Below are 22,007 nucleotides of genomic sequence, written 5' to 3' on the forward strand. Positions count from 1 at the left end.
GGACGGCGGCGCCCCGGGGAGGGGTGCCGCCGCCGTGCGAATCGGTGTCAGTCCTTGAACGCGGAGGCGAGGCCGTAACGCCACAGCTGGTCGACGCGGGAGCGCTCCTGCGCGTTCGGCTGGGCGTTCTGGCAGGACGTGCCGGGGCCGCCGCCCGACATCAACTCGCTGCACGGGCCGCTGTAGTGGTCCGGCAGCCCGAGGACGTGCCCGGTCTCGTGGGCGGTGACCCGGGTCGAGTTGTACTGCTGGTTCTGCCGGTAGTCGAGGAAGATGTAGCCGTTGCCGTGGCCGTCGGTGCTGGCGTACGAGCCACGGGAGTCGTTGCCCTCGTAGTAGGCGAAGTCCGGGTTGCTGCCCTCGACGAGCCGGACGTTCACCACCGAGCTGTTCCATATCTGGGTGGAGCGGGCGATCTGGGTGCGGAAGGTCGGCGCGTTGGCGGCGCTGTAGACGACGGTGACGGCGGTCGCGCCGGGCGTGGCGGCCCGCTTCCTCGCGACCGACTTCACGACGGCCTCGAAGAAGGCCTGGTTGGCCTTGGCCTCCTCGGCCGAACCGGCGTACGCCACGGAGGCGTTGCCGGTGGTGCCGGTGGTGCCCGTGCCGACCGCTGCCGCCGGGGCCGCGCCGAGGGAAGCGGCGAGACCGAGACCGAGGGCGGCGGTCAGCACGGAGGTGAGGACCTTGGGGTGACGCATGGGGGGCTCCTCCTGTTGGTGTCGGAGAGAGTCTCGGGGGAGCCGGCCCGCGCGGGGATGATGCCAACCACCGATAGCTCCACCGCATCACGGGGCAGAGCTGCGTCAACTCCCTTGGAGTGAAAGGAGATTGACGGCTTCCGGGTGTCTGGTGCGACTCGGGGGAGCCGCCCTACCCTCGGGGGCATGGAGCTGGAGGTGAGACACCTGCGCGCGCTCTGCGCCATCGCGGACACGGGCAGCCTGCACAAGGCGGCCCGGCAACTGGGCATGAGCCAGCCCTCGCTGACCACCCAGCTGCGCCGGATCGAGAACTCCCTCGGCGCCGAGCTCTTCTCCCGCGGCCGCACCGGCTGCCGCCCCACTCCCCTCGGCCGCTCCCTGCTCAGCCGGGCCCGCCCGCTGGTCGCCGACATGGCCGCGCTCGTCACCGAGACCCGGGCCGCCGCCCGCGCCGACGGCCCCGGACTCCGCGTCGGCTCCACCGCCAGCCGGGCGCTCCCGGGCTGGCTGCGCCGGCTCCGGCAGCGGCTGCCCGGCACCGAGGTCGGCCTCCGGGTGGACGTCTCCGCCAACGCGCTGCTGCGCACGGTCGCCACCGGACAGCTCGACGTGGCCTTCGTGCACGAGGTGGAGGGCTGCCCCCTGCGGGTCCCCGAGGGGCTCACGGGCCGGGTCCTGGTCGCCCGCGAACCCCAGTTCATCTCCATGGCCCACGACCACCCGGCCGCGGCCGGACCCGTCGTGGACCTCGCCGACCTCGCCGCCGACCACTGGATGGTCGACCCGACCGTCGACGGCGAATGGGACGGCCTCCGGCGGGTCCTCGGCGCCGCCGGCATCGACCCGCCCCTGCTGCACGGCGACTACCACACGGCCGCCTCGCTCATCGTCCTCGGCGAGGCCGTCGCCCCCTGCCAGCCCACCTCGGGCCCGCGCGAGGACATGGCCATCCGGCCCCTGCGCGGCGACCCGCTGGGCGTCCGGCTCCTGCTGTACGCGCGCCCGGGCGCGCCCTTGGACGTGCTGTACGCGGAACTCGCGGCGGCCTACCGGGAGGTGGCCCTGCGTGCGGCCCCGTACCGCGAGTGGCTCCGCCGCCAGGGCGCGACGGCCACCCTGTCGGTGGGGCCGTGCATGATGACCGCATGAGCGAAGATCCCGGCCGGACAGAGGTGCGCCACGCACGCCCGGAAGACCTGCCCCGCGTCGTCGAGCTGATCACCGAACACGCGGCGTACGAGAAGGCCGCGCCCCCGGCCCCCGGCCTCGCGGACCGCCTCGCCGGCCTCCTCTTCGGCCCCGGGCGCCCCCGCCTCCGCTGCTTCGTCGCCGCCCTCCCCGACGGCACCCTCGCGGGCTACGCCACCTGTGCCCCGGAGCTCTCCACCTGGGACGGCACGGAGTACCTCCACATGGACTGCCTCTACCTCACGGAGACCTCCCGCGGCCACGGCCTCGGCCCCCTCCTGATGGCGGCGCTCCGTGCCGAGGCCCGCGCCCTCGGCCTCCCGGAACTCCAGTGGCAGACCCCCGTCTGGAACGAGGACGCGATCCGCTTCTATGACCGCCTGGGCGCCACCTCGAAGGAGAAGCGCCGCTACACGTGGCCGACGGAGGCGTGGAAGCGGCCGACGGAGGCGTAGAAGCACCGAAGGGGTACGACCGCCGAGCGGTCGTACCCCTCCGGGTGGGGATCGGAAGGTCAGGCCTTCTTCGTCTCCCAGAAGATGCGGTCGATCTCGGCGATGAGCTCCAGCGCCTTCTCGCCCGTCTTCGGGTCCGTCGACGCCTTGGCGGCCGAGAGGGCCTTCAGGGTGTCGTTGACCAGCTGGTTGAGCTCGGGGTACTTCTCGAAGTGCGGGGCCTTGAAGTAGTCGCTCCAGAGCACCGAGACGTGGTGCTTGGCGAGCTCGGCGCGCTGCTCCTTGATGACCGTGGCGCGCGCGCGGAAGTGCGGGTCGTCGTTGGCCAGGTACTTCTCCTGGACAGCCTTGACGGACTCGGCCTCGATGCGGGCCTGGGCCGGGTCGTACACGCCGCACGGGAGGTCGCAGTGGGCGCTGACCTTCACCTTGGGGGCAAACAGGCGGGAGAGCATTGAGCCGTCCTTCCTCGTGATCGTCTTCTCAGGTGGGACATTACTCGGTGAGAAGGGCGTTTTCGCGGGCGCCCCCTGGGGCTTAGGTCAAAAGTCCAGGGTCACCATGGGACTCGTGTACGAGTGGACGAGTCGACGCAGGAGCGGACCGGGAGGTGCCGGATGACGGGAGAGGGGCGGGAGAGGGTGGCCGAGACCGGTGCACCGTTCGGGATCGCCGAAGTGACGGGGGTGTCGATGGTGCCCACGCTGTTGCACGGTGACCAGCTGCTCGTGCAGTACGGGGCGCGTCTGCGGGCCGGGTGCGTGGCCGTGCTGCGGCATCCGCTCCAGCAGGATCTGCTCATCGTGAAGCGGCTGATCGAGCGACGTGACGGCGGCTGGTGGGTGCTCGGTGACAATCCGGACGCCGAGGGGGACAGCCGGGTCTTCGGGGCCGTACCGCCCGAACTGGTTCTCGGGCGGGTGCGGGCGCGGTACCGGCCGGTGACGCCGGGGCGTCAGCGTTCGCCGGGTGTGATGCTCTCCTGGCTGGTCTCCTCCGTGAGGCCCGTGTGGTCGGTCCGCTCGGCCTCCAGGCGTTTGCGGGCCCGGTAGGCGGCCACGTTGGCGCGGGTCGCGCAGCGGTCCGAGCAGTAGCGGCGGGAGCGGTTGGTGGAGGTGTCCAGGTAGGCGTTGCGGCAGGGCGGCGCCTGGCAGAGGCCGAGCCGGTCCGCGCCGAACTCCGTCAGGTGGAAGGCGAGGCCCATCGCGGAGATCGCGGCGTAGCCCGTGGTCGCGTTCGAGGAGTGGTCGGCGAGGTGCATGTGCCACCGGGGGCGGCCCTCCTCGTCGAGGGTGTCGTGGCCGGAGATCTGCGGGCTGACGGGGAACTCCAGGAGGAGCGAGTTCAGCAGGTCCACCGCCCCCGTGTGGTCGCCCTCGTCGGCCGCGGCGAAGACCGCGCGCAGCCGGGCCCGCACCGTGCGGAAGCGCGGCAGGTCCGCCTCCGTGACCCGCCGGGCCATCTGGGTGGCGGGGCCGAAGAGGTCCCGGAGCACCTCGACGGAGGTCAGCGTGTCCTTGTTGCGGGCCGGCTCCTCGGTGTTGACCAGACGTACGGCGAAATCCGAGTAATGGGCCAGTTCCACTTGTAGTCCTTACTTCGGGGGGCTAGTGTCCCGGTCGGAAGGGGTAACGCCTGTTTCCCCTTCGAGGGTATTACGAACGCGGGGAGGAACGACCATGACCGGAACCGACTGGGCGGCCTGGCAGCAGAGCTGGGACCGTCAGCAGGAGTGGTACATGCCGGACCGGGAGGAACGGTTCCGCGTGATGCTCGACATGGTCGAGGCACTGGTGGGGCCGAAGCCCCGCGTCCTCGACCTCGCGTGCGGTACGGGGAGTATCACGAACCGGCTGCTCCGGAGGTTCCCCGACGCCACCAGTGTCGGCGTCGACCTCGATCCGGCCCTCCTCGCCATAGCCGAAGGCTCCTTCGCCGGCGACGAGCGCGTCACCTTCGTCACCGCCGACCTCAAGGACCCCTCGTGGGTCGCGAGCCTGCCGTACGACTCGTACGACGCCGTCCTCACCGCCACCGCCCTCCACTGGCTCCACAGGGAGCCCCTGACGGCCCTCTACGGACAGCTCGCCGGCCTCGTCCGCGACGACGGCGTCTTCATGAACGCCGACCACATGATCGACGAGACCGCGCCCCGCATCAACGCCGCCGAGCGCGCCCAGCGGCACGCCCGCATGGACCGGGAGAAGGCCTCCGGGGTCCTCGACTGGGCCGACTGGTGGGCCGTCGCCGCCAAGGACCCGGTCCTCGCCGAGCCCACCGCCCGCCGCTTCGAGATATACGGCGAGCACGCCGACGGCGACGCGCCCTCCGCCCACTGGCACGCCGAGACCCTCCGCGCCGCCGGCTTCGGCGAGGCCCGGACGGTCTGGGCCTCGCCCTGCGACACGCTGGTGCTCGCCGTGAAGTAGCCGCGGTGCGCGAAAGGGGCGGTACGGATCGCCCGTACCGCCCCTCTTCGTGCGTCTTACAGCACCTTCGACAGGAACGCCTTCGTCCGGTCCTGCTGCGGGTTGCCCAGGACGTCCCGCGGGTTGCCCGACTCGACCACCACGCCGCCGTCCATGAAGACCAGCGAGTCGCCGACCTCCCGGGCGAAGCCCATCTCGTGCGTGACGACGATCATCGTCATGCCCGACTCGGCCAGGTCCCGCATGACGTCGAGGACGTCACCCACGAGCTCCGGGTCGAGCGCCGAGGTCGGCTCGTCGAAGAGCATCAGCTTCGGCTCCATCGCCAGCGCGCGGGCGATGGCCACGCGCTGCTGCTGGCCGCCGGAGAGCTGGGACGGGTAGTTCCCCGTCTTGTCCCGCAGGCCGACCCGGTCGAGCAGGCGCTCGGCCCGCTCGCGCGCCACCGCCTTGGACTCGCCCTTCACCTGGATGGGCGCCTCCATGACGTTGGCCAGGGCCGTCATGTGCGGGAAGAGGTTGAAGCGCTGGAAGACCATGCCGATGTCACGGCGCTGGACCGCGACCTCGCTGTCCTTCAGCTCGTAGAGCTTGTCGCCCTTCTGCTTGTAGCCGACCAGCTCGCCGTCGACCGAGAGCCGGCCGCCGTCGATGCGCTCCAGGTGGTTGATGCAGCGCAGGAAGGTCGACTTGCCGGAGCCGGAGGGGCCGACGAGGCAGAAGACCTCGCCGTTCTGCACTTCGAGGTCGATGCCGCGGAGGATGTGGGCGGCGCCGTACGACTTGTGGACGCCCTCCGCCTTGACCATGGGCTGGCCGGTCATGCCGATGCCTCCGGGGAACGCTTGAACGTGGTCAGGTTCGTCTTGACCCGCTGCCACGGGGTGGGCGGCAGGTTGCGCGTCGAACCGCGCGCGAAACGCCGCTCCAGGTAGTACTGGCCCACGCTGAACACGCTGGTCAGCGCCAGGTACCAGATGGAGGCGACGAACAGCATCTCCATCACGGCGCCGGCCGTGTTGCCGATGTTCGACGAGGCGCGCAGCAGTTCGGTGTACTGCACGGCCGAGACCAGGGACGAGGTCTTCAGCATGTTGATGAACTCGTTGCCCGTCGGCGGCACGATCACCCGCATGGCCTGCGGGAGCACGATGCGGCCCATGGTCTTCGTCTGGGACATGCCCAGCGCGTGCGCCGCCTCGGTCTGGCCCTCGTCGACCGACTGGATGCCGGCGCGGACGATCTCCGCCATGTAGGCGCCCTCGTTCAGGCCGAGGCCGAGCAGGGCCACCATGAACGGCGTCATGACGTCCACGGTCTCGTTCTTGTAGATCGGCCCGAGGTTGATGTACTGGAAGATCAGCGACAGGTTGAACCAGACGAGCAGCTGGACGTAGACCGGGGTGCCGCGGAAGAACCAGATGTAGAGCCAGGCGACCGCGCCGGTCACCGGGTTCTTGGAGAGCCGCATCACGGCGAAGATGATGCCGAGGACGAGGCCCAGCGCCATGGACGCGATGCTGATGATGATGGTGTTCCACATGCCGTCGATGACGGAGGGGTCGAACACCTTGTCCCACACCGTGTCCCAGACGACGTCGCCCTGGGAGAAGGCGTAGACGAGCCACCCGAGGAGGACGACGACCACGACACCGCTGACCCAGCGGCCGTAGTGGCGCACGGGGATGGCCTTGATCGCCTCGTACGGGACGCCCGGGGGGGTGGGCCCGGCCGGAGCGGCGGCCGGGTCCTTGCTGATCTTGTCAGTCATGACGACTGCCCTTCAGTGGTACGAGGAGAGGTCACTTGCCGGCGTTGATCGTGGCCGACTTGACCGCGCTGTCCTCGACGTCCCACTTCTTCAGGACCTCGGCGTAGGAGCCGTCCTTGATGATCGCGTCGAGCGCCTCCTTGACGGCGTCGCGCAGCTGGGTGTTCTCCTTCGAGACGCCGATGCCGAAGAGGCCGACGTCGCTCTGGCTGCCGACGACCTCGAAGTCGTTGCCGCCGCCCGAGGTCTTCGCGATGTACGCGGCGACCGGGTAGTCGTTCAGGTCGGCGACCGCGCCGCCCGCCTTCACGCGGGTCTGGGCCTCGGCGTCGGTGTCGAAGGCCTGGATGGTCAGCTTCTTGTCGCCGCACTTGGCGGCCTGCGCCTTGAAGGTGTCCTCGTAGATCGTGCCGCGCTGGACGGCGACGGTCTTGCCGCAGAGGTCGTCGAGGGAGTTGACGCCCTGCGGGTTGCCCTTCTTGACCAGCAGGGAGACGCCGGAGCTGAAGTAGTCGACGAAGTCGATGCCCTTGCCGATCTTCTTCCCGTTGTCGTCCAGGCCCTCCTGGCGCTTCTTGTTGTCCGTCATCGAGGACATGATCAGCTGCTGGCGGCCGGTGTAGATCGAGGTGATCAGGCCGTCGAAGGTGCCCGAGACGAACTCGAGCTTGACGCCGAGCTGCTTGCTGAGGGCCTCGCCGAGGTCCGGGTCGACACCGACGATCTTGCCGCCCTCGGTGAACTCCATCGGGGCGTACGAGGCGTCCGTGCCGACCTTGATGACACCCGACTTCTGGATGTCGGCGGGGAGCTTCGAGAAGAGCGGAGCCTTGCTCGCGGCGGCGGAGGAGGAGCCGCCCTCCTTGGTGCTGCCGCCCTCGGTCTGGTCGCCACAGGCGGTCAGCAGCATCGAGCCGGCGACCGCGATGGCGGCGACCGCGGCAAGACGGGACGTGCGGGTCTTGGCGGTCGTACAGCGCGTGGAGCGTGCGGTCATGGTCGGGTTCCTCCGGCGTGTGAAGTGCTGCCAGGTGGTCGCGTACGTACCTTCGAGTGTCGCGACCTCGTGTGATTACGGCATCTTGCCATTCGGACTGCCACAAACCGACGGCCTCGGATGTCAAAATCGGGTAACAGGTGACCCCGAAATCCCGACAGGCCGGTACATCAGGGCCGGATCTTCTGCGGAATCCCTCCCCCGTCACCGGAAAATCTGCGGTTCATCTCGCCATTCGGACGAGCGGAAGGCCGCCAATCGGGTGGCGGGACCATCTATCGGGACATCGGGTGACGTGTCGTCTCCTATCCACGTGCGGATGCACTCGGTATGAGTCGCGTCACCGAACGGATATGAACTCGTCTGCGGTGCCGTCCGTCCGGTAAGAAGGATCCTTACACCCCTCATCCGGGGCTCAGGGCGCGTTGTGCGGCGCGCCCGCGCGGCTGCCAGACACGGCGGCCGCGGGACCCGCCCACCGCTCCACACCAGGAGCGGCCCACCCTCAAATGAAGCAGACTTAAGGGGTCAACCCAATGGCAGCGGAGATCGTCAATCCTCGCAACGACAGTGGTACGGATGGAGCTCCCGAGGAGCCCTTCGATCCTGTCTTCGCCCTTCACCGGGGCGGCAAGATGGCCGTGCAGGCCACCGTTCCCCTCCGGGACAAGGACGACCTGTCCCTCGCGTACACGCCCGGCGTCGCCAAGGTGTGCACCGCGATCGCGGAGCAGCCCGAGCTGGTCAACGACTACACCTGGAAGTCCCAGGTCGTCGCCGTCGTGACCGACGGCACGGCGGTGCTCGGCCTCGGCGACATCGGCCCGGAGGCCTCCCTCCCGGTCATGGAGGGGAAGGCCATCCTCTTCAAGCAGTTCGGCGGCGTGGACGCGGTCCCGATCGCCCTGGCCACCACCGACACCGACGAGATCGTCGAGACCGTCGTCCGGCTCGCCCCGTCCTTCGGCGGCGTGAACCTGGAGGACATCTCGGCCCCGCGGTGCTTCGAGATCGAGCGCAAGCTCCAGGAGCGCCTCGACATCCCGGTCTTCCACGACGACCAGCACGGCACCGCGATCGTCACCCTCGCCGCCCTGCGCAACGCGGCGAAGCTGACCGGCCGGACCCTCGGCGACCTGCGCGGTGTCATCTCCGGCGCCGGTGCGGCCGGCGTGGCCATCGCGAAGTTCCTCCTGGAGGCCGGCCTCGGCGACGTCTGCGTCGCCGACCGCAAGGGCATCGTCAGCCGCGACCGCGAGGACCTCACGGACGTCAAGCGCGAGATCGCGGAGCTCACCAACAAGGCGGGCCTCAGCGGCTCCCTGGAGAGCGCCCTGGCCGGCGCGGACGTCTTCATCGGCGTCTCCGGCGGTACGGTCCCCGAGGCGGCCGTCGCCGCCATGGCCCCGAACGCCTTCGTGTTCGCCATGGCCAACCCGAACCCCGAGGTCCACCCCGACGTCGCGCACAAGTACGCGGCCGTCGTGGCGACCGGCCGTTCGGACTACCCGAACCAGATCAACAACGTCCTCGCGTTCCCCGGCATCTTCGCCGGCGCGCTCCAGGTCCGGGCCTCCCGGATCACCGAGGGCATGAAGATCGCCGCGGCCAACGCCATCGCGGACGTGGTCGGCGACCAGCTCGCCGCCGACTGCGTGATCCCGTCGCCGTTCGACGAGCGGGTCGCCCCTGCCGTCGCGGCCGCGGTCGCCGCCGCCGCCCGCGCCGAGGGCGTCGCCCGCCGCTGACGCCCCACCCGGCCGCGCGGTCACCGCTGCCGCGCCCCGGCCACGCCGAAGGGCCCCGTTCCGCACGCCGGGACGGGGCCCTTCGGCGTGCGGGGCGCACGGCAGAAGGGGGCGCCGGCGCGCTCTGTCCAGGCGACAGGGGTCACACGGGTGCGTGGTTCCGTCGCCCACCGGCGGCGGCCTAGGGTCGGGGCCATGTTCGCTGCCTACGCTGCCCGAATCGACCGCGACCAGCCCCTGAACGGCCTCGAATTGGGCGAACGTCCCGAACCCGAGGCGCGGCCCGGGTGGACCACCGTCACCGTCAAGGCCGCCTCGCTCAACCACCACGACCTGTGGTCGCTGCGCGGGGTCGGCCTGCCCGAGGAGAAGCTGCCGATGATCCTCGGCTGCGACGCCGCCGGCATCGACGAGGACGGCAACGAGGTCGTCCTGCACTCCGTCATCGGCCAGACGGGCCACGGTGTCGGCCCCGACGAGCCCCGGTCCATCCTCACCGAGCGCTACCAGGGCACCTTCGCCGAGCGGGTGACCGTCCCCAGCTGGAACGTGCTGCGCAAGCCGAAGGAGCTGTCCTTCGAGGAGGCCGCCTGCCTCCCCACCGCCTGGCTGACCGCCTACCGCATGCTCTTCACCAACGCCGGCGTGCGGCCCGGCGACTCCGTGCTCGTGCAGGGCGCGGGCGGCGGCGTCGCCACCGCCGCGATCGCCCTCGGCAAGGCGGCCGGCCTGCGGGTCTTCGCCACCAGCCGCGACGAGGCCAAGCGGAAGCGGGCCGTCGAGCTCGGCGCCGTCGAGGCGTACGAGCCGGGGGCACGGCTCCCGCAGCGCGTGGACGCCGTCATCGAGACCGTCGGCGCCGCCACCTGGTCGCACTCGGTCAAGTCGCTGCGGCCCGGCGGCACGCTCGTCATCTCGGGCGCCACGAGCGGTGACCGACCCTCGCACGCCGAGCTGACCCGGATCTTCTTCCTGGAGCTGAAGGTCGTCGGCTCGACGATGGGCTCCAAGGACGAGCTGGAGGACCTTCTGTCGTTCTGCGCGGCGACGGGCCTGCGGCCGGTGATCGACGAGGTGCTGCCGCTGGACCGGGCGCGGGAGGGCTTCGAGAAGATGGCCTCCGGCGAGCTCTTCGGAAAGATCGTCCTGAAGACCTCGTGACGACCCCTTGATGACTCGTCAGTACTGCTGATGGGATCTCCGGCACGCGAAACGTGAACATCTCTCACTTCCTCGTGCCGGAGGTCTTCCTTGCTGCGAACGCGAACCACCCTCGCGGCGACCCTCGTCGTCGCCGCCCTGCTCGCCCCGACGGCCGCCCACGCGGAGCCGGCGGAAACCGGCATACCCGCCCTCACCGACGAGCACGGCCGGGTGCTCACCCTGCGCGGCTGGAACGTCGAGGACAAGGCCAACCGGGGCGACGCCGCCCTCTCCGCGATCACCGAGAAGCACTTCCGCGACCTGCGGGCCAAGGGCTTCGGCTTCGCCCGCCTGCTCGTCTTCTGGGACGACCTGGAGCCCCGCCCGGGCCGGTACAGCCAGGCCTACCTGCGGAAGATCGAACGCATCCTGGACTGGGCCGGGAAGTACGACGTCAAGGTCCTCGTCGACGCCCACCAGGACGTCTTCGGACCCGCCTTCGGCCACCGGGGCGTGCCGGCCTGGGCGACCAGGACCGACGGGCTGCCCTTCACCCCGCACCCGGACGACTGGTTCTCCGAGTACTTCGAGCCCGCCGTCCAGCGGGCCTTCACCCACCTGTACGAGGACGAGGACCTGAGGCGCGCCCAGGCCCGCATGTGGCGGGTGCTCGCCGACCGCTTCGCCGACCACCCGGCGGTGCTCGGCTACGACCTCATCAACGAGCCGATGGGCGAGCTGCGGGAGGGCGAGGACCTGCCGACGGCGGCCCGGCGCATCGAACGGGACCAGCTCACCCCCATGTACAACCGCCTCGCGGACGCGGTCCGTTCGGCCGACCGGGACGCCTGGGTCTTCGTCGAGCCGACCCCGATCGTCGGCGAGGGCGTGCCCACCGGACTGGGCAGGATCGACGACCCGAAGATCGTCTACGCCCCGCACTTCTACAACACCGGCATGGAGGCGGGCGCCGACTACGACCCCGCCGCCGGCTGGATCGAGAGCTACGAGCAGGCCGTCACCCTGTACCCCAAGGAGTACGAGGTGCCCGTGGTGGTGGGGGAGTGGGGGCCGCTCAACAACTCCCTGCCGAACATGAACCGCTTCTACCGCGAGGCCATGGCCTCCCTCGGGCGCTACACCTCCGGCTGGGCTGGCTACGTGTGGTGCTACGGCGGCGGCTACTGCGCGGTGGACGGCGCCGGCGCCTTCCGCACGAACAAGGAGCTGACCGCCGAGCCGTACGCGGAGGCGGTCGCGGGCACGGTCCGCTCCGCCGCGTACGACTCCGGGTCCGGTGTCTACCGCCTGTCCTACGACGCGGCCGGCCGGCGGGGCCCCCGCGTCACCGAGCTCTCCCTCCCGCCCGGCGACTGGGGGGTCACCGCCCGCGGCGCCGCGCTGGTCCTCCGCAAGGACCGCGGCAGGGCCTGGATCCTCGCGACCCCCGGCGCCCGGGTGACGGTCACTGTCACCCGGGGCTGAGACGGCCGGGGCGGGGCCGGTCGGCCCGTGCCGGTCCTTCCGGCCCGGTCCGCAGGGCGCCCCCGGTGCTCGCCGGGGTGGCTCTCGGCGCTCGCGCCCCTCAAGTCGCCGCCGGGCGCCCCCTCAGCCCTTTCGCTCCGGGTGGAGCAGGGTCGTGATCCGGGTCGCCGCCGTGGACAAGTGGCGTCGGGCTTCCGTGAGTTGGTCCTCCGACACCCCGTGGTCGCGGGCCGCGTCACGGACTTCGTCGCGGAAGCGGTCGAGGAGGCGGTCGAGGTCGCGGGCCGGGTCGCCCGAGCTCGTCGTGTCCCGCGCCCACTCCGGTGCCTCGTCGGCCGGGGTCTTCGCGAGCGGCGGCTCCGGCGACGCGGCCTTCGGGTGGGCCGTGCCCGCCACCAGGTCGCCGAGCTGGGCCGTGATGCCCGAGATCCCCTCCCAGACCCCCTTGGGCCAGTCGCCCCGTGAGAACCGGTCCTGAACCTCCTCCTGCACCTGCTGGGCGATCCGCTGGAACTCCTTCGCCTGGCGGCGCGCCGAACGAGCCTCCTCGCGGGCCTCGCGGGCCTGCTCCTTCCACTCCTGTCTGACCCGGCGCAGCTCCTCCTTGGCCTCGGCGAACGAGGGGGGATCCACCGCGCGGGTCCGGCCCGCGGCCGCGCGCATCTCGCTGCGCACCCGGCCGGCCGCGCCCCGCACGTCGTCGCGGATCTCCGCCGCCAGCTCCGAGACCGACTCGCGGATCTCCCGCTCCAGGTCGTCCAGTTCGGCCCCGCGCCCGGCCAGCTCGGCGCGGCCGGCGTCGGTGATCGAGTAGACCTTGCGGCCCCCCTCACTGGCATGGGTGACGAGCCCCTCGGCCTCCAGCTTGGCGAGGCGCGGATAGACCGTGCCCGCCGAGGGCGCGTACAGCCCCTGGAAGCGCTCCTCCAGGAGCCGGATCACCTCGTACCCGTGGCGCGGGGCCTCGTCGAGCAGCTTGAGGAGGTAGAGGCGGAGGCGTCCGTGGGCGAAGACGGGCGGCATGTCAGAGCACCTTTCCGGTCGCGGAGGGGGCGGACGAGGGGGCGGCGTCGCCGTCCTCCCCGGACTCGGGGCGGCGGAGCAGGGCGATGGAGCCGGAGATGGTGGTCGCCTTGAGCGTCCCCCGGCCCGAGCCGAGGGTGCCGGTGATGGACTTGGCGCCCCACTGGCCTCCCACCCGCAGGTCCTCGAAGGCGTTCGACACGGCGCCGCTCGTGGTGCTCGCCTCCACCCGGGCGTCGGCCGGGTGCGGAAGCCGGATGGCGACCTCGCCGGAGACGCTGGTGAGCCGGATGTCGGCGGGCGGTCCGTCGAGCCGGGCCGGGTCGAGGTCGATGACCATGTCGCCGCTGACCGTGTCGGCCTTCACGGAGGAGCCCGCGCCCTCGATCACCGTCACGTCCCCGGTCACGGAGTTGACGCGCAGCGCGCCGGTGACCGACTGGGCCTCCAGGTTCCCCGAGACGGTCTCGGCCCGGACCGGGCCGGAGAGTCCGAGGAGGGTGGTGTCGCCCGTGACGCCGCGCACCTCCGTACGCCCTCTGATCCCCGTGACGACCGCCTCGGCGCCGACCACGCCCACCTCGACGTCGACGCCCGCCGGGACGGCGACGGAGACGACGGCCCGGCGCCGGTACTCCTTGCGCTCGAACCACTTGAGGATGCTCTTCCACTGCAGGTCCTCGTAGGTCACGGTCAGCGTGGAGCCGTCCTGCGTCACGACCAGCGGCGGGCCCTCGATCTCGGAGACCTCCAGGCGGACGGAACTCTCGTCCGTCCCCACCACGTTCACCGTGCCGTTGACGATGCGGACCTGCAGCAGCGTCACGGGGTCGGCCGGAGCCAGCTTCGTCGGCTCGGTGACGGACCACTCTGTCATGGTGCTGACCTCCCGTGTCGGCAACGCAACATATCGCGTCTCTCGATAGACACGATATATCGCGGCCTTGCGAAGTCAACCCTGACTCATCCCTGACAGGGGAGGGGGGAATCTCCGTCGTATGCGGACAAATTGCCCTAGCGTGGGGCCATGAACGCGACATCCGGACCACAGTCCGTCGGAGCCCTGCTGCTCTGCCGCGGTGAGCCGCCGGAGGTCCGGCCGCCGGCCCTGCTCCTCCGGGAACAGCTGCTCCTCGCCCCCGCGGGCGCCGAGTGGACCGTGCTCGTACCGGAGGGGAAGCCCTGGCTGCGCGGCGGGGAGTCCGTCGAGCGGGTCGTCACCGGCTGGGCCACCGCCCTCGCCGTCCCGGCCGGCGGCCGGCCCGTCGTCGCGCTCTGGTGGGACCGCGACCGCGCCGGTCTCACGCTCGCCGCCGGCTTCCGCCGCACGGTCGGCTACACCTGGCTCGCGGACGGCACACCCGTCGGAGAGGACGAGGCCATGCGCACCTTCGCCGCCCGGCTCGCCCTCGATCCCGTCCTGGACGTGCAGGCCCTCCAACCGCTCACCGAGCCCGACCCGGACGCCGACGCCCACACCCGTCTCATCGGCGTCGTCGCCGTCCTCGCCCGTGCCGGACTCGCCCTGCCCGCCGGACTCGTCCCCGGCCAGAGCGCCGACCGGCTCCGCTCCGCCGCCCTCGACCAGGGCGCCGAGCAGCTCGAACGGCACGGCCTGCCCGATGTCCTGCGCGCGGAGCTCGACGTGGTGGAGAGCGGCCCCCTCGGCCCGTACCTGCGCGGCCCCAAGGCGCGCGTCCTGGGCGGGGCGCAGCTCCTCGCGGGGATGCCGCTGCTGCTCTGGGGCGCCGCCCGGCGCAACGGCGGCTGGGCGACGGCCGGCGCGCTGCTCGTCGCGCACGGCGCGCTCGGGCTCGCCTACGACCGGCTGCGGGAGCGGTGACCGGGCCCCCGGTCCCGCAGCCGGGCGGGCTTCCTACTCGTCGTCGTCCTCGTCGTCGTCCAGACGGGCCAGCCAGGTCGCGAGGCGCTCGACCGGCACCTCGAAGTCGGGGTTGAGGTCGACGAACGTCCGCAGCTGCTCGGCGAGCCACTCGAAGGTGACCTCCTCCTCGCCGCGCCGCTTCTCCAGTTCCTCGATGCCACGGTCGGTGAAGTACATGCGATCAGGATAGGCCGTACCCCTCACGTCCCCTGTCGCCCGTCAGTCCCACCGATTAGCCTTCTGGATCCAACATCGCTTCGGGGAGCGGGGGCCGCTGTGGCACACGGGATCGCTCGGATTCGACTGGACGACGGCACGCCCGTGTGGGCGCGGGTCGGCGACGTGGAGGAGCTCGGCCGGGGCGGCTTCCAGGACACCGGCGTCAGGGACCGGGTCGTCTCGATGGCCGGCGGGCTCACGGACGTGGTGCGCGGCGTCGTCGGCTCCCTGCGCGCGGGCCTCGACCCCCAGGGGCCGGTGGAGGTCGCCGTCAGCTTCGGCATCGAACTCTCGGCGCAGTCCGGAAAGGTCATCGGCGTCCTCGCGGACGGCGCGGGCAAGGCCTCCGTCAACGTCTCCCTCACCTGGACGGAACCGGGCCCGGCGGCCGGGCGTGCGGCGGAGTCCGCGCCCGGCTCCGCCGAGCCGGCGGCCGCGGAACAGCGGTCGGGCATCGTCCCGCAGCGGCGCCCGGCGGCCGATGGCACCGCATGAGCGCCTTCGACGCTCTCGTGCGCCCCGCACTCGTACGCATCGGCGCTCCCGACGGCGGGTATGACCCGCACGGCGACCGGTTCTGGGGCACCGGCTTCTTCATCGCCCCGGGCTGGGTGCTGACGTGTGCCCATGTCGTGGCCGAGGGGGGTGGCGAGGTGTGGAGGAAAGAGCCGGCCGTCGGCATCACCTGGCAGGACGGCAGGACCGCGCGCCGGTCCGTCGGCACGGTGGTCCTCGCCCTGCCCGAGCCCGGCGACACCGGCGAACGCCACGAGCCCTGGGGGTTCCCCGACGTCGCGCTCGTGCGCGTGCCCGGCACGCGCAAGGCCTCCTGCGTCCTGCTCGCCGAGCGCCCTCCGGCCCGGACCACCGAGGTCGGCCTGCACGGCTGGTCACGGGAGACCGGGGAGCTGGGCATCCGTCAGGTGCACGGCAGGCTCAGCGGCGTCGACGCCGGCGCCCTCGTCACGAAGGGGGTGCTGCCCGTCGAGGGCTGCTCCGGCGGCCCCGTCGTCGACGACCTCCAGGGCGCCGTGATCGGCTTCAACAAGGGACGCTGGTCCGACCAGGGCGCCCTCGTCCCCCTCACCGCCCTGCGCCGCCTGCACGACGCTCCGGGGGGCGGGTTCTGGGCCGAGGCCCTGCGTGACCACGACCGTCACCACCTCGACCACTACCTCCAGTCGCTGGAGGACGGATCCGACTGGACGCGCGCGCAGGAGCGGCTCGGCGGCCCGCACCCGCTGAGCCCGAACCTGCGGACCAGACTGCGGGGACAGCTCGCCGCGCTGCCCCCGCCGATCAACCCCGGCGAGATCATGGACCTCGTCGACCGGGTCAAGGCCTGGATCAGGAACACCACCACCCCGGACGCGTTCGAGGACGACCCGCGCACGTGGAGCGAGGGCGCCGCCCAGCTGTACGGGCTGCGCGCGCCCGACCGCAGCGATCCGGGGGACCCCGGCCTCGACGCCGTGCTCCTGTACGCGGCCCACGTCGTCCGGCGGGTCTCCGGGCGGCCCGGCGGGCTGGGCGACGCGGCCGCCTTCCGGAGCTGGCTCATCGACCGGGCCGCCGACGCGGGCCCGTACCTCCGCCGGGAGATCGACGGCCTGATCGGCTCGGGCCGCTCGGCGGCCTCCGGCACCGTCCGCGAGCGCCGGGCACGCGCGGACGTGCTCCTGGAGATCGACACGCCCCGCTGGGACCGGCGCTACCCCTGGCGGGTGAAGCTGCTCCGCGACGGGCACATGGTCACCCCGCTCAAGGGCGACGACCGCGGCGTCGAGCGGGCCCGGCTCAAGGAGACCTTGCGCGGGCCGCTCGCCGAGGCCCTCCGGCTCGGCGACAACGGACCGTACCTGGCCTCCGTGGAGGCGGTGCTGCCGCGCGAGCTCTTCGACGAGCCGCTCGACACCTGGCGGCTCGAACCTCCGCAGGGCCCCGACGAGGAGTGGGGGGCCGTCACCCTCGGGCAGCGCCGCATCGTGGTCATCCGGGACGCCCGGCGCCACGGCAAGGAGCCGTCGCCCGAGTGGCGGGAGCGCTGGGAGGCCGGGAAACGGGGACCGCTGCGCGCGGCCCCGCTGCGCGCCGAGGTGCCCGGCGCGGGCCCGGACGCCCACACCCCGCGCGTGCGCCGGGAGACCTGGGCGGAGACGTACGACCGGCTCCGGGAGGCCGAGGGCGGCACCGTTCCCGTCTTCTGCGGCCCGGTGGGCAGCGGCGACGGACTCATGGCGATGAACGCGGCCCTGACCGCCGGCCATCCGCTGGCCCTCTGGCGGACCGGCGCCCACGACCACACCGACTGCGCGGCCTTCCACGTGGAGGCGGACTGGATGCTCGCGGACGCGCGCACGGCCCCAGGGCTCGGCGAGCCCGTCCGTTCCCTGCGCGCCCTGGTGCCGGAGCGGGCCGACCTCGCCTGGGCCGAGACCATCGCCGTCCTGTACGACCCGCCCGACCGCCCGCCGCCCGCCGGCCGCCTGGAGGCCCCGACGCTGTTCGGCGAGGAGTACCCGTGACGGCGGCGGACCCCGCCTCGGGCCCGGGCCGGGCAGGTCCCGTGGCGGTGAGGGAGCGCGCCTCCGCCCCGGGTCGCCCACCGGCTCCGTCCCACCCCGTGCGCCCCATGGGTCCGGCGGCGTCCGGACCCGCGTCGGACGACCGGTTTGGGGGTCGGCAGGGGTGGCACCCGAGCAGTACGTTCGGAGGGCCCGGCCGGCACACCACAGCCAGAAGGAGTTCATGGTGAACGATTGGCGGATCTACCGTGGGGCCGGGCATCCGCACGACGAGATACGGCGCCTGCCCGCCCCGCCGCCCTGGCGCGACTTCTCGACGGGCGGCGCCGACGACACCCTGGCCGGCTCCGACCGCCGACTCGGCGTCAAGCGCAGACTCGTCCAGAACCACCACCCGCGGCCCGCGGAGACCGACGCGGTCAACGCCGCCCTGTACCTGCGGCGCCCGCTCCTCGTCACCGGCAACCCCGGCACCGGAAAGTCCACGCTCGCGCACGCCGTCGCCCACGAGCTGCGCCTCGGCCGCGTGCTGCGCTGGCCCATCGTCAGCCGCTCCACCCTCCAGGACGGCCTCTACCGCTACGACGCCATCGGCCGCCTCCAGGACGTCCAGCTGGAGCGTGCCCAGCCCGGCGCGACGGGCTCCGCCGCCGCGGCCCCGGCCGGCATCGGCTCGTACATCCGGCTCGGACCGCTCGGCACCGCGCTGCTCCCCTCCGAGCAGCCCCGGGTGCTGCTCATCGACGAGCTCGACAAGAGCGACCTCGACCTGCCCAACGACCTCCTGAACGCGCTGGAGGAGGGCGAGTTCGCCATCCCCGAGCTGGAGCGGCTCGCCGACCGGGAGCCCGTCGTCGAGGTGCTCAGCGACGACGGCCGCAAGGTGCCCGTGTACGGCGGCCGGATCCGCTGCACCACCTTCCCCTTCATCGTGCTCACCTCCAACGGCGAACGGGACTTCCCCGCCGCCCTGTTGCGCCGCTGCATCCGCCTGGAGCTCGAACCGCCCGGCGAGGAGCAGCTCGGCGCGATGATCGAGGCCCACCTGGGGGCCGAAGCCGTGGCGGGCGACGGCGAACAGGGCCTCGTCCAGCGGTTCCTGAACCGCGAGCCGGGCGAGGTCATCGCCACCGACCAGCTGCTCAACGCGCTCTACCTCACCCAGCACGCCTCCCGCGCCGAGCGGGTGACCAGGGAACGCATCGCGGACATGCTCATGCAGCCGCTCGATCAGCCGAGGTGATGACCGGATGCACCGGACGCGCCGGATGCCTCTGGAGGAGTTGACCCGCAGACTGCGGGCGGGCGGGGCGGACCCGTCCGCCGAGGCGGTCGCGGACGCGCTCTGGCTGTCCCAGTGGCTGCCGGAACCGGAGGCTCCTGATCCGGATGCGCCGTCCCGCGCGGACGGCGGAGGCACGGAGACCGTCCGGGCCACCGGCGAGGAGCGAGATCCGGCCAATCGGGAGGAGGCGCCCGCGCGTACGCCCGAGCGGCCGCCCCAGCGCACCGGAGGCCACGAGTCCGTCGCCCTCCACATGCGCTCCGGAGCGGCCCCGGCGGACGGAGCGCACGGCGGCGCGGGCGGGGGTGCGCGACGGGGCGCCGCCCTGCCCGTGCGCGCGCCCGGTGCCAACGCCCTGCCCGGACTCCTCGGCCTGCAGAAGGCCCTGCGCCCGCTGCGGGGGTACGCGCCCGCCCCGCCCCGCCCCGGCGAGGGCACCCTCGACGAGGAGGCCACCGCCGAACGCAGCGCCGCCGCGGGCATCCTGACACCCGTCCTGCGCCCGGCCGCCGGCCGCCGCCCCGACATCCAGCTCCTCATGGACACCGGCCCCGCCATGGTCGTCTGGGACCGCATGGTCGAGGAGCTCCGCCAGGCCTGCCAGCAGTCCGGCGCCTTCCGCGACGTCCAGGTCCACCGCCTGTACGACACCGGCGAAGGCCCCCCGCTCGTCACCACCACCTCCGGCGCCGACGGCCGGCCCCGGCTCCGCCCCGTCGACCAGCTCCACGACCCCACCGGACGCCGGCTCACCCTCGTCGTCAGCGACTGCGTCGGCCCCCTCTGGCAGCGCGGCGCCGCCCAGCGCTTCCTGCGCCAGTGGCCCCGCCACTCCCCGCTCGCCCTCGTCCAGCCGCTCCCGCCGCGCCTCTGGCCGCGCACCGCGCTCCCCGCCGAACCGGGCACCTTCCAGCGCTCCGCCCGCCCCGGGGGCCCCGCCGCCTTCCGCTCCGACGACGAACCCTGGGCGGTTCCCGACCCGGCCAGACAGGCCGTCCCCGTGCTCACCCCCACCCCCGAGGCCTTCGCCTCCTGGGCCCGGCTCCACACCGGCCACGGCGGCGACACCGTCCGCGGCTGGGCCGCCTGGCTCGCCCCCGAGCCGACGCGACCGCCGCCGCCCCGGACACCCCGCGCGCCGCGCGGAGAAGAGGAACTCCTGCGCGCCTTCCGGGCGGGTGCCTCCCCGGGGGCGCTCCGGCTCGCCGTCCACCTCGCGGCGGCCCCGCTCACCCTGCCCGTCATGCAGCTCGTCCAGCGCGCGATGCTGCCCGACACCGGGCCGATGGAGCTGGCCGAGGTCCTGCTCAGCGGACTCCTGCGCCGGCTTCCCGGCCCCGCCCCGTACCCCTGCTTCAGCTATCCGCCCGGCATCCAGCAGTTCCTCCTCGGCTCGCTCGATCCCGGCGCCGCCGCCCTCGTCCTCAAGCACTGCTCGGCCTACGTGGAGCGCAACTTCGGCCAGGGCACGCGCAACTTCCCGGCGCTCGCCGCCGCCCGGCTCGCCGGCCACGGCCCCGCCGCCGACGGCGAGGGCGGTCCCGGCCCCGTCACGGCGCCCGACGAGACCGACGAACCCACCGGGCCCGAGGGCGCCGAGGCGGAGCTCTTCGCCCGCATCCCCGCGCGCGTGCTCCGCTTCTACCACCCCGACCTCGTCACCCCCGACCCGCTCACCGAAGCCCGCCGCCTCCTCGACCAGGGACGCGCCCAGTCCGACCCCGCCCTCCTCTCCGCCGCCCGCGAGCGCGCCGAGGAGGCGCTGCCCACCGCGCCCGTCGAGGCCCGGGTCGTCCTCGGCCGCATCCTGTCCGCCGAGGCGGGCACCGGGGCCGCCCGGCGGTCCGGCACCCGCCGCGAGCTCCTCGCCCGGGCCGCCGACACCCTCGTCCACGCCGGGGAGCTGGCCCGGCCCGGAGACGACCACTGGGCCGAGGCCCGCCTCGAGCAGGCCGTCGTCCATCACGCCCTGTGGCAGGAGACCGAGGACCCGCGGCAGCTCGACGCCGCCCTCGCCGCGCTCGCCGGGGACGCGGACCAGTGGCCCCCGGCCGCCCGGCCCACCCTGCACCTGCGCCGGGGCCGGCTGCTCCTGGCGCGCGGCGACGGCGCCGCGGCGGCCGAGGAGCTCACCGCGGCCCTCGCCCTCGGGGAGAGCGCCGCCGCCCTGCTCGACCTCGCCGACGCCCTGCACCTCGCCGAGGCCGGACCGGACCGCGTCGCCCCCGTCCTCGACCGCGCGGAAGCCCTCCTCGGCGACGGCCGTGCCCTGCGGCTGCGCCACGCCGGCGCGCGCGCCCGCCTGTACGAGGCCGCCGGCGACGGGCCGGCCGCCGACGAGGCGTACGAGCGGGCCACCCTGCTCACCCCCGCCGAGGGCGAGCAGCGCGGACTGCTCCTGCTCACCTGGGGCGAGTCCCTGCTGCGCCGTGCCGCCGCCGGCACCGGGACCCGGCCGGTCGACCGCGCCGAGTCCGTGCTGCGCGAGGCCCTCACCTGTCTCCCCGCCGGCGCCGCCGCCCGCGAGCGGGCCCGGATCCTCATCGGCAGCGTGCTCGCCCTGCGCTTCGACCGGGCGGGCTTCCTGCCGGACCTGTACGAGAGCCGCCACCTCCTCGAAGAGGCCCTCCGTGCCACCCGCGACCCGGCGACCCGGGCGGGGATCCGGCTCCAGCTGGGCTGGGTGCAACTGCAGCTGAGCGAGGCCGCGCGGGACGGGCAGCTCGTCGGCGCCCTCACCGCCTTCCGGCACGCCGCCGACGACGCCCGCGCCGCCCACGGCGACACCCCCGGCACGATCACCCTGGCGCGGGCGCTCCACGCCCAGGGGGCGGTGCTGTACCTGATGGACCGCGTCGGCCACGCCGCGACCCTCCTGGAGCAGGCCGCCGAGCAGTGGCGACGCCTTGACGGCGTGCTGGTGGCGGTGGACTGGGCGGACGTGGAACGCACCCGGGCCCTGCTCGCCGAGGTCGGCGCCGATCCCCGCCCGCGACCGGACCGCTTCTCCCGCGAGGAACGGCGCCGGGTCGCGCCGCCCTGGTGGGCGTGGCGCGAAGAGGACGCGGAACGGCTGGATAACGGGGGCGCGCATGGGCGCAGTTGAGTCGAACGGGTTTCCGCCTTTGGGGGGTCGGGAAGAACCGCTCC

21 protein-coding genes are annotated in these 22,007 nt (G+C 73.1%); 12 read left to right on the top strand and 9 right to left on the bottom strand.

Translation table 11 applies throughout. The features are described 5' to 3' along the window. Positions 1-47 precede the first annotated feature (47 nt). Positions 48-701, bottom strand: a complete 654-nt coding sequence (snpA, locus tag K7G60_RS21695; RefSeq protein WP_225802597.1) for a snapalysin — start codon at positions 699-701, stop codon at positions 48-50. Between the two features lie 186 nt (positions 702-887). On the opposite strand from snpA, the gene K7G60_RS21700 reads away from it, so the two are divergent. Together K7G60_RS21700 and K7G60_RS21705 are read left to right on the top strand one after the other, a co-directional pair. Further along, positions 888-1,853: a LysR family transcriptional regulator gene (locus K7G60_RS21700; RefSeq protein WP_225802598.1), complete on the top strand. Its 966-nt coding sequence runs from the start codon at positions 888-890 to the stop codon at positions 1,851-1,853. Next, on the top strand, positions 1,850-2,347 hold the full coding sequence (locus K7G60_RS21705; RefSeq protein WP_225802599.1) for a GNAT family N-acetyltransferase: 498 nt from the start codon (positions 1,850-1,852) through the stop codon (positions 2,345-2,347). Before K7G60_RS21700 ends, K7G60_RS21705 begins: the two co-directional genes overlap by 4 nt. 59 nt (positions 2,348-2,406) lie before the next feature. On the opposite strand, the gene sodN is transcribed toward K7G60_RS21705, so the two are convergent. Then, positions 2,407-2,802, bottom strand: a complete 396-nt coding sequence (gene sodN, locus K7G60_RS21710; RefSeq protein WP_030688769.1) for a superoxide dismutase, Ni — start codon at positions 2,800-2,802, stop codon at positions 2,407-2,409. 162 nt (positions 2,803-2,964) lie between these two features. Here sodN and sodX point away from each other — a divergent pair, with 162 nt between their 5' ends. After that, entirely contained in the window at positions 2,965-3,399 is a 435-nt protein-coding gene (gene sodX / locus K7G60_RS21715; RefSeq protein WP_225802600.1) for a nickel-type superoxide dismutase maturation protease, read from the top strand. Here the strand turns inward: sodX and K7G60_RS21720 are convergent. After that, positions 3,303-3,932 carry an ABATE domain-containing protein gene (locus K7G60_RS21720; RefSeq protein WP_225802601.1) on the bottom strand — a complete coding sequence of 210 codons (630 nt, stop codon included), beginning with the start codon at positions 3,930-3,932 and terminating at the stop codon, positions 3,303-3,305. The two genes, sodX and K7G60_RS21720, sit on opposite strands and share 97 nt — an antisense overlap. Positions 3,933-4,026: 94 nt before the next feature. On the opposite strand from K7G60_RS21720, the gene K7G60_RS21725 reads away from it, so the two are divergent. After that, on the top strand, positions 4,027-4,776 hold the full coding sequence (locus tag K7G60_RS21725) for a trans-aconitate 2-methyltransferase (RefSeq protein ID WP_225802602.1): 750 nt from the start codon (positions 4,027-4,029) through the stop codon (positions 4,774-4,776). Positions 4,777-4,832: 56 nt separating this feature from the next. Here the strand turns inward: K7G60_RS21725 and K7G60_RS21730 are convergent, their stop codons facing one another. From K7G60_RS21730 to K7G60_RS21740, 3 genes are read right to left on the bottom strand one after another with little or no spacing between them, the layout of a single operon-like run. Beyond that, the gene (locus K7G60_RS21730) at positions 4,833-5,600 is read right to left on the bottom strand and encodes an amino acid ABC transporter ATP-binding protein (RefSeq protein WP_308081793.1); all 768 of its coding nucleotides are present in this window, start codon (positions 5,598-5,600) and stop codon (positions 4,833-4,835) included. Continuing rightward, positions 5,597-6,547, bottom strand: coding sequence for an amino acid ABC transporter permease (locus K7G60_RS21735; RefSeq protein ID WP_225802603.1), 951 nt, complete (start codon positions 6,545-6,547; stop codon positions 5,597-5,599). Before K7G60_RS21735 ends, K7G60_RS21730 begins: the two co-directional genes overlap by 4 nt. Positions 6,548-6,578: 31 nt before the next feature. Further along, positions 6,579-7,544: an ABC transporter substrate-binding protein gene (locus K7G60_RS21740; protein ID WP_225802604.1), complete on the bottom strand. Its 966-nt coding sequence runs from the start codon at positions 7,542-7,544 to the stop codon at positions 6,579-6,581. Between the two features lie 536 nt (positions 7,545-8,080). Here K7G60_RS21740 and K7G60_RS21745 point away from each other — a divergent pair. The 3 genes from K7G60_RS21745 (at position 8,081) to K7G60_RS21755 (ending at position 11,920) form a co-directional block, all read left to right on the top strand. Beyond that, entirely contained in the window at positions 8,081-9,292 is a 1,212-nt protein-coding gene (locus K7G60_RS21745; RefSeq protein WP_225802605.1) for an NADP-dependent malic enzyme, read from the top strand. 195 nt (positions 9,293-9,487) lie between these two features. Further along, positions 9,488-10,453 carry a zinc-binding dehydrogenase gene (locus tag K7G60_RS21750; RefSeq protein ID WP_030688786.1) on the top strand — a complete coding sequence of 322 codons (966 nt, stop codon included), beginning with the start codon at positions 9,488-9,490 and terminating at the stop codon, positions 10,451-10,453. A 90-nt stretch (positions 10,454-10,543) separates the two neighbouring features. Continuing rightward, positions 10,544-11,920 carry a cellulase family glycosylhydrolase gene (locus K7G60_RS21755; RefSeq protein WP_225802606.1) on the top strand — a complete coding sequence of 459 codons (1,377 nt, stop codon included), beginning with the start codon at positions 10,544-10,546 and terminating at the stop codon, positions 11,918-11,920. A gap of 123 nt (positions 11,921-12,043) precedes the next feature. On the opposite strand, the gene K7G60_RS21760 is transcribed toward K7G60_RS21755, so the two are convergent. Beyond that, entirely contained in the window at positions 12,044-12,943 is a 900-nt protein-coding gene (locus tag K7G60_RS21760) for a PadR family transcriptional regulator (protein ID WP_225802607.1), read from the bottom strand. A 1-nt stretch (position 12,944) separates the two neighbouring features. Next, a complete protein-coding gene (locus tag K7G60_RS21765; protein ID WP_225802608.1) occupies positions 12,945-13,820 on the bottom strand; it encodes a DUF4097 family beta strand repeat-containing protein in 876 nt (291 codons plus the stop codon). A gap of 150 nt (positions 13,821-13,970) precedes the next feature. On the opposite strand from K7G60_RS21765, the gene K7G60_RS21770 reads away from it, so the two are divergent. Beyond that, positions 13,971-14,786, top strand: a complete 816-nt coding sequence (locus K7G60_RS21770) for a hypothetical protein (protein WP_225802609.1) — start codon at positions 13,971-13,973, stop codon at positions 14,784-14,786. A gap of 33 nt (positions 14,787-14,819) precedes the next feature. On the opposite strand, the gene K7G60_RS21775 is transcribed toward K7G60_RS21770, so the two are convergent. Continuing rightward, positions 14,820-15,005 carry a DUF6104 family protein gene (locus tag K7G60_RS21775; RefSeq protein ID WP_024761804.1) on the bottom strand — a complete coding sequence of 62 codons (186 nt, stop codon included), beginning with the start codon at positions 15,003-15,005 and terminating at the stop codon, positions 14,820-14,822. A gap of 99 nt (positions 15,006-15,104) precedes the next feature. Here K7G60_RS21775 and K7G60_RS21780 point away from each other — a divergent pair, with 99 nt between their 5' ends. The 4 genes from K7G60_RS21780 (at position 15,105) to K7G60_RS21795 (ending at position 21,963) form a co-directional block, all read left to right on the top strand. Next, positions 15,105-15,542: a CU044_2847 family protein gene (locus tag K7G60_RS21780; protein WP_225802610.1), complete on the top strand. Its 438-nt coding sequence runs from the start codon at positions 15,105-15,107 to the stop codon at positions 15,540-15,542. Then, complete coding sequence (locus K7G60_RS21785; RefSeq protein ID WP_225802611.1) at positions 15,539-17,572, top strand: trypsin-like peptidase domain-containing protein; 2,034 nt, start codon at positions 15,539-15,541, stop codon at positions 17,570-17,572. Before K7G60_RS21780 ends, K7G60_RS21785 begins: the two co-directional genes overlap by 4 nt. A 226-nt stretch (positions 17,573-17,798) precedes the next feature. Continuing rightward, entirely contained in the window at positions 17,799-18,815 is a 1,017-nt protein-coding gene (locus K7G60_RS21790; RefSeq protein ID WP_225802641.1) for a MoxR family ATPase, read from the top strand. Positions 18,816-18,822: 7 nt separating this feature from the next. Then, complete coding sequence (locus K7G60_RS21795; RefSeq protein WP_225802612.1) at positions 18,823-21,963, top strand: SAV_2336 N-terminal domain-related protein; 3,141 nt, start codon at positions 18,823-18,825, stop codon at positions 21,961-21,963. Positions 21,964-22,007: the final 44 nt, after the last annotated feature.

The organism is Streptomyces sp. NK15101 (genome assembly GCF_020400725.1).
Classification (GTDB): domain Bacteria; phylum Actinomycetota; class Actinomycetes; order Streptomycetales; family Streptomycetaceae; genus Streptomyces.

Excerpts from the sequence above, each read along its gene's own strand:
- K7G60_RS21705 (WP_225802599.1), top strand. The coding sequence starts at position 1,850 with ATGAGCGAAGATCCCGGCCGGACAGAGGTGCGCCACGCACGCCCGGAA.
- sodX (WP_225802600.1), top strand. The coding sequence starts at position 2,965 with ATGACGGGAGAGGGGCGGGAGAGGGTGGCCGAGACCGGTGCACCGTTC.
- K7G60_RS21785 (WP_225802611.1), top strand. The coding sequence starts at position 15,539 with ATGAGCGCCTTCGACGCTCTCGTGCGCCCCGCACTCGTACGCATCGGC.
- K7G60_RS21735 (WP_225802603.1), bottom strand. The coding sequence starts at position 6,547 with ATGACTGACAAGATCAGCAAGGACCCGGCCGCCGCTCCGGCCGGGCCC.
- K7G60_RS21750 (WP_030688786.1), top strand. The coding sequence starts at position 9,488 with ATGTTCGCTGCCTACGCTGCCCGAATCGACCGCGACCAGCCCCTGAAC.
- K7G60_RS21795 (WP_225802612.1), top strand. The coding sequence starts at position 18,823 with ATGCACCGGACGCGCCGGATGCCTCTGGAGGAGTTGACCCGCAGACTG.
- K7G60_RS21730 (WP_308081793.1), bottom strand. The coding sequence starts at position 5,600 with ATGACCGGCCAGCCCATGGTCAAGGCGGAGGGCGTCCACAAGTCGTAC.
- K7G60_RS21745 (WP_225802605.1), top strand. The coding sequence starts at position 8,081 with ATGGCAGCGGAGATCGTCAATCCTCGCAACGACAGTGGTACGGATGGA.
- snpA (WP_225802597.1), bottom strand. The coding sequence starts at position 701 with ATGCGTCACCCCAAGGTCCTCACCTCCGTGCTGACCGCCGCCCTCGGT.
- K7G60_RS21765 (WP_225802608.1), bottom strand. The coding sequence starts at position 13,820 with ATGACAGAGTGGTCCGTCACCGAGCCGACGAAGCTGGCTCCGGCCGAC.
- K7G60_RS21775 (WP_024761804.1), bottom strand. The coding sequence starts at position 15,005 with ATGTACTTCACCGACCGTGGCATCGAGGAACTGGAGAAGCGGCGCGGC.
- K7G60_RS21770 (WP_225802609.1), top strand. The coding sequence starts at position 13,971 with ATGAACGCGACATCCGGACCACAGTCCGTCGGAGCCCTGCTGCTCTGC.
- sodN (WP_030688769.1), bottom strand. The coding sequence starts at position 2,802 with ATGCTCTCCCGCCTGTTTGCCCCCAAGGTGAAGGTCAGCGCCCACTGC.
- K7G60_RS21740 (WP_225802604.1), bottom strand. The coding sequence starts at position 7,544 with ATGACCGCACGCTCCACGCGCTGTACGACCGCCAAGACCCGCACGTCC.
- K7G60_RS21700 (WP_225802598.1), top strand. The coding sequence starts at position 888 with ATGGAGCTGGAGGTGAGACACCTGCGCGCGCTCTGCGCCATCGCGGAC.
- K7G60_RS21725 (WP_225802602.1), top strand. The coding sequence starts at position 4,027 with ATGACCGGAACCGACTGGGCGGCCTGGCAGCAGAGCTGGGACCGTCAG.
- K7G60_RS21760 (WP_225802607.1), bottom strand. The coding sequence starts at position 12,943 with ATGCCGCCCGTCTTCGCCCACGGACGCCTCCGCCTCTACCTCCTCAAG.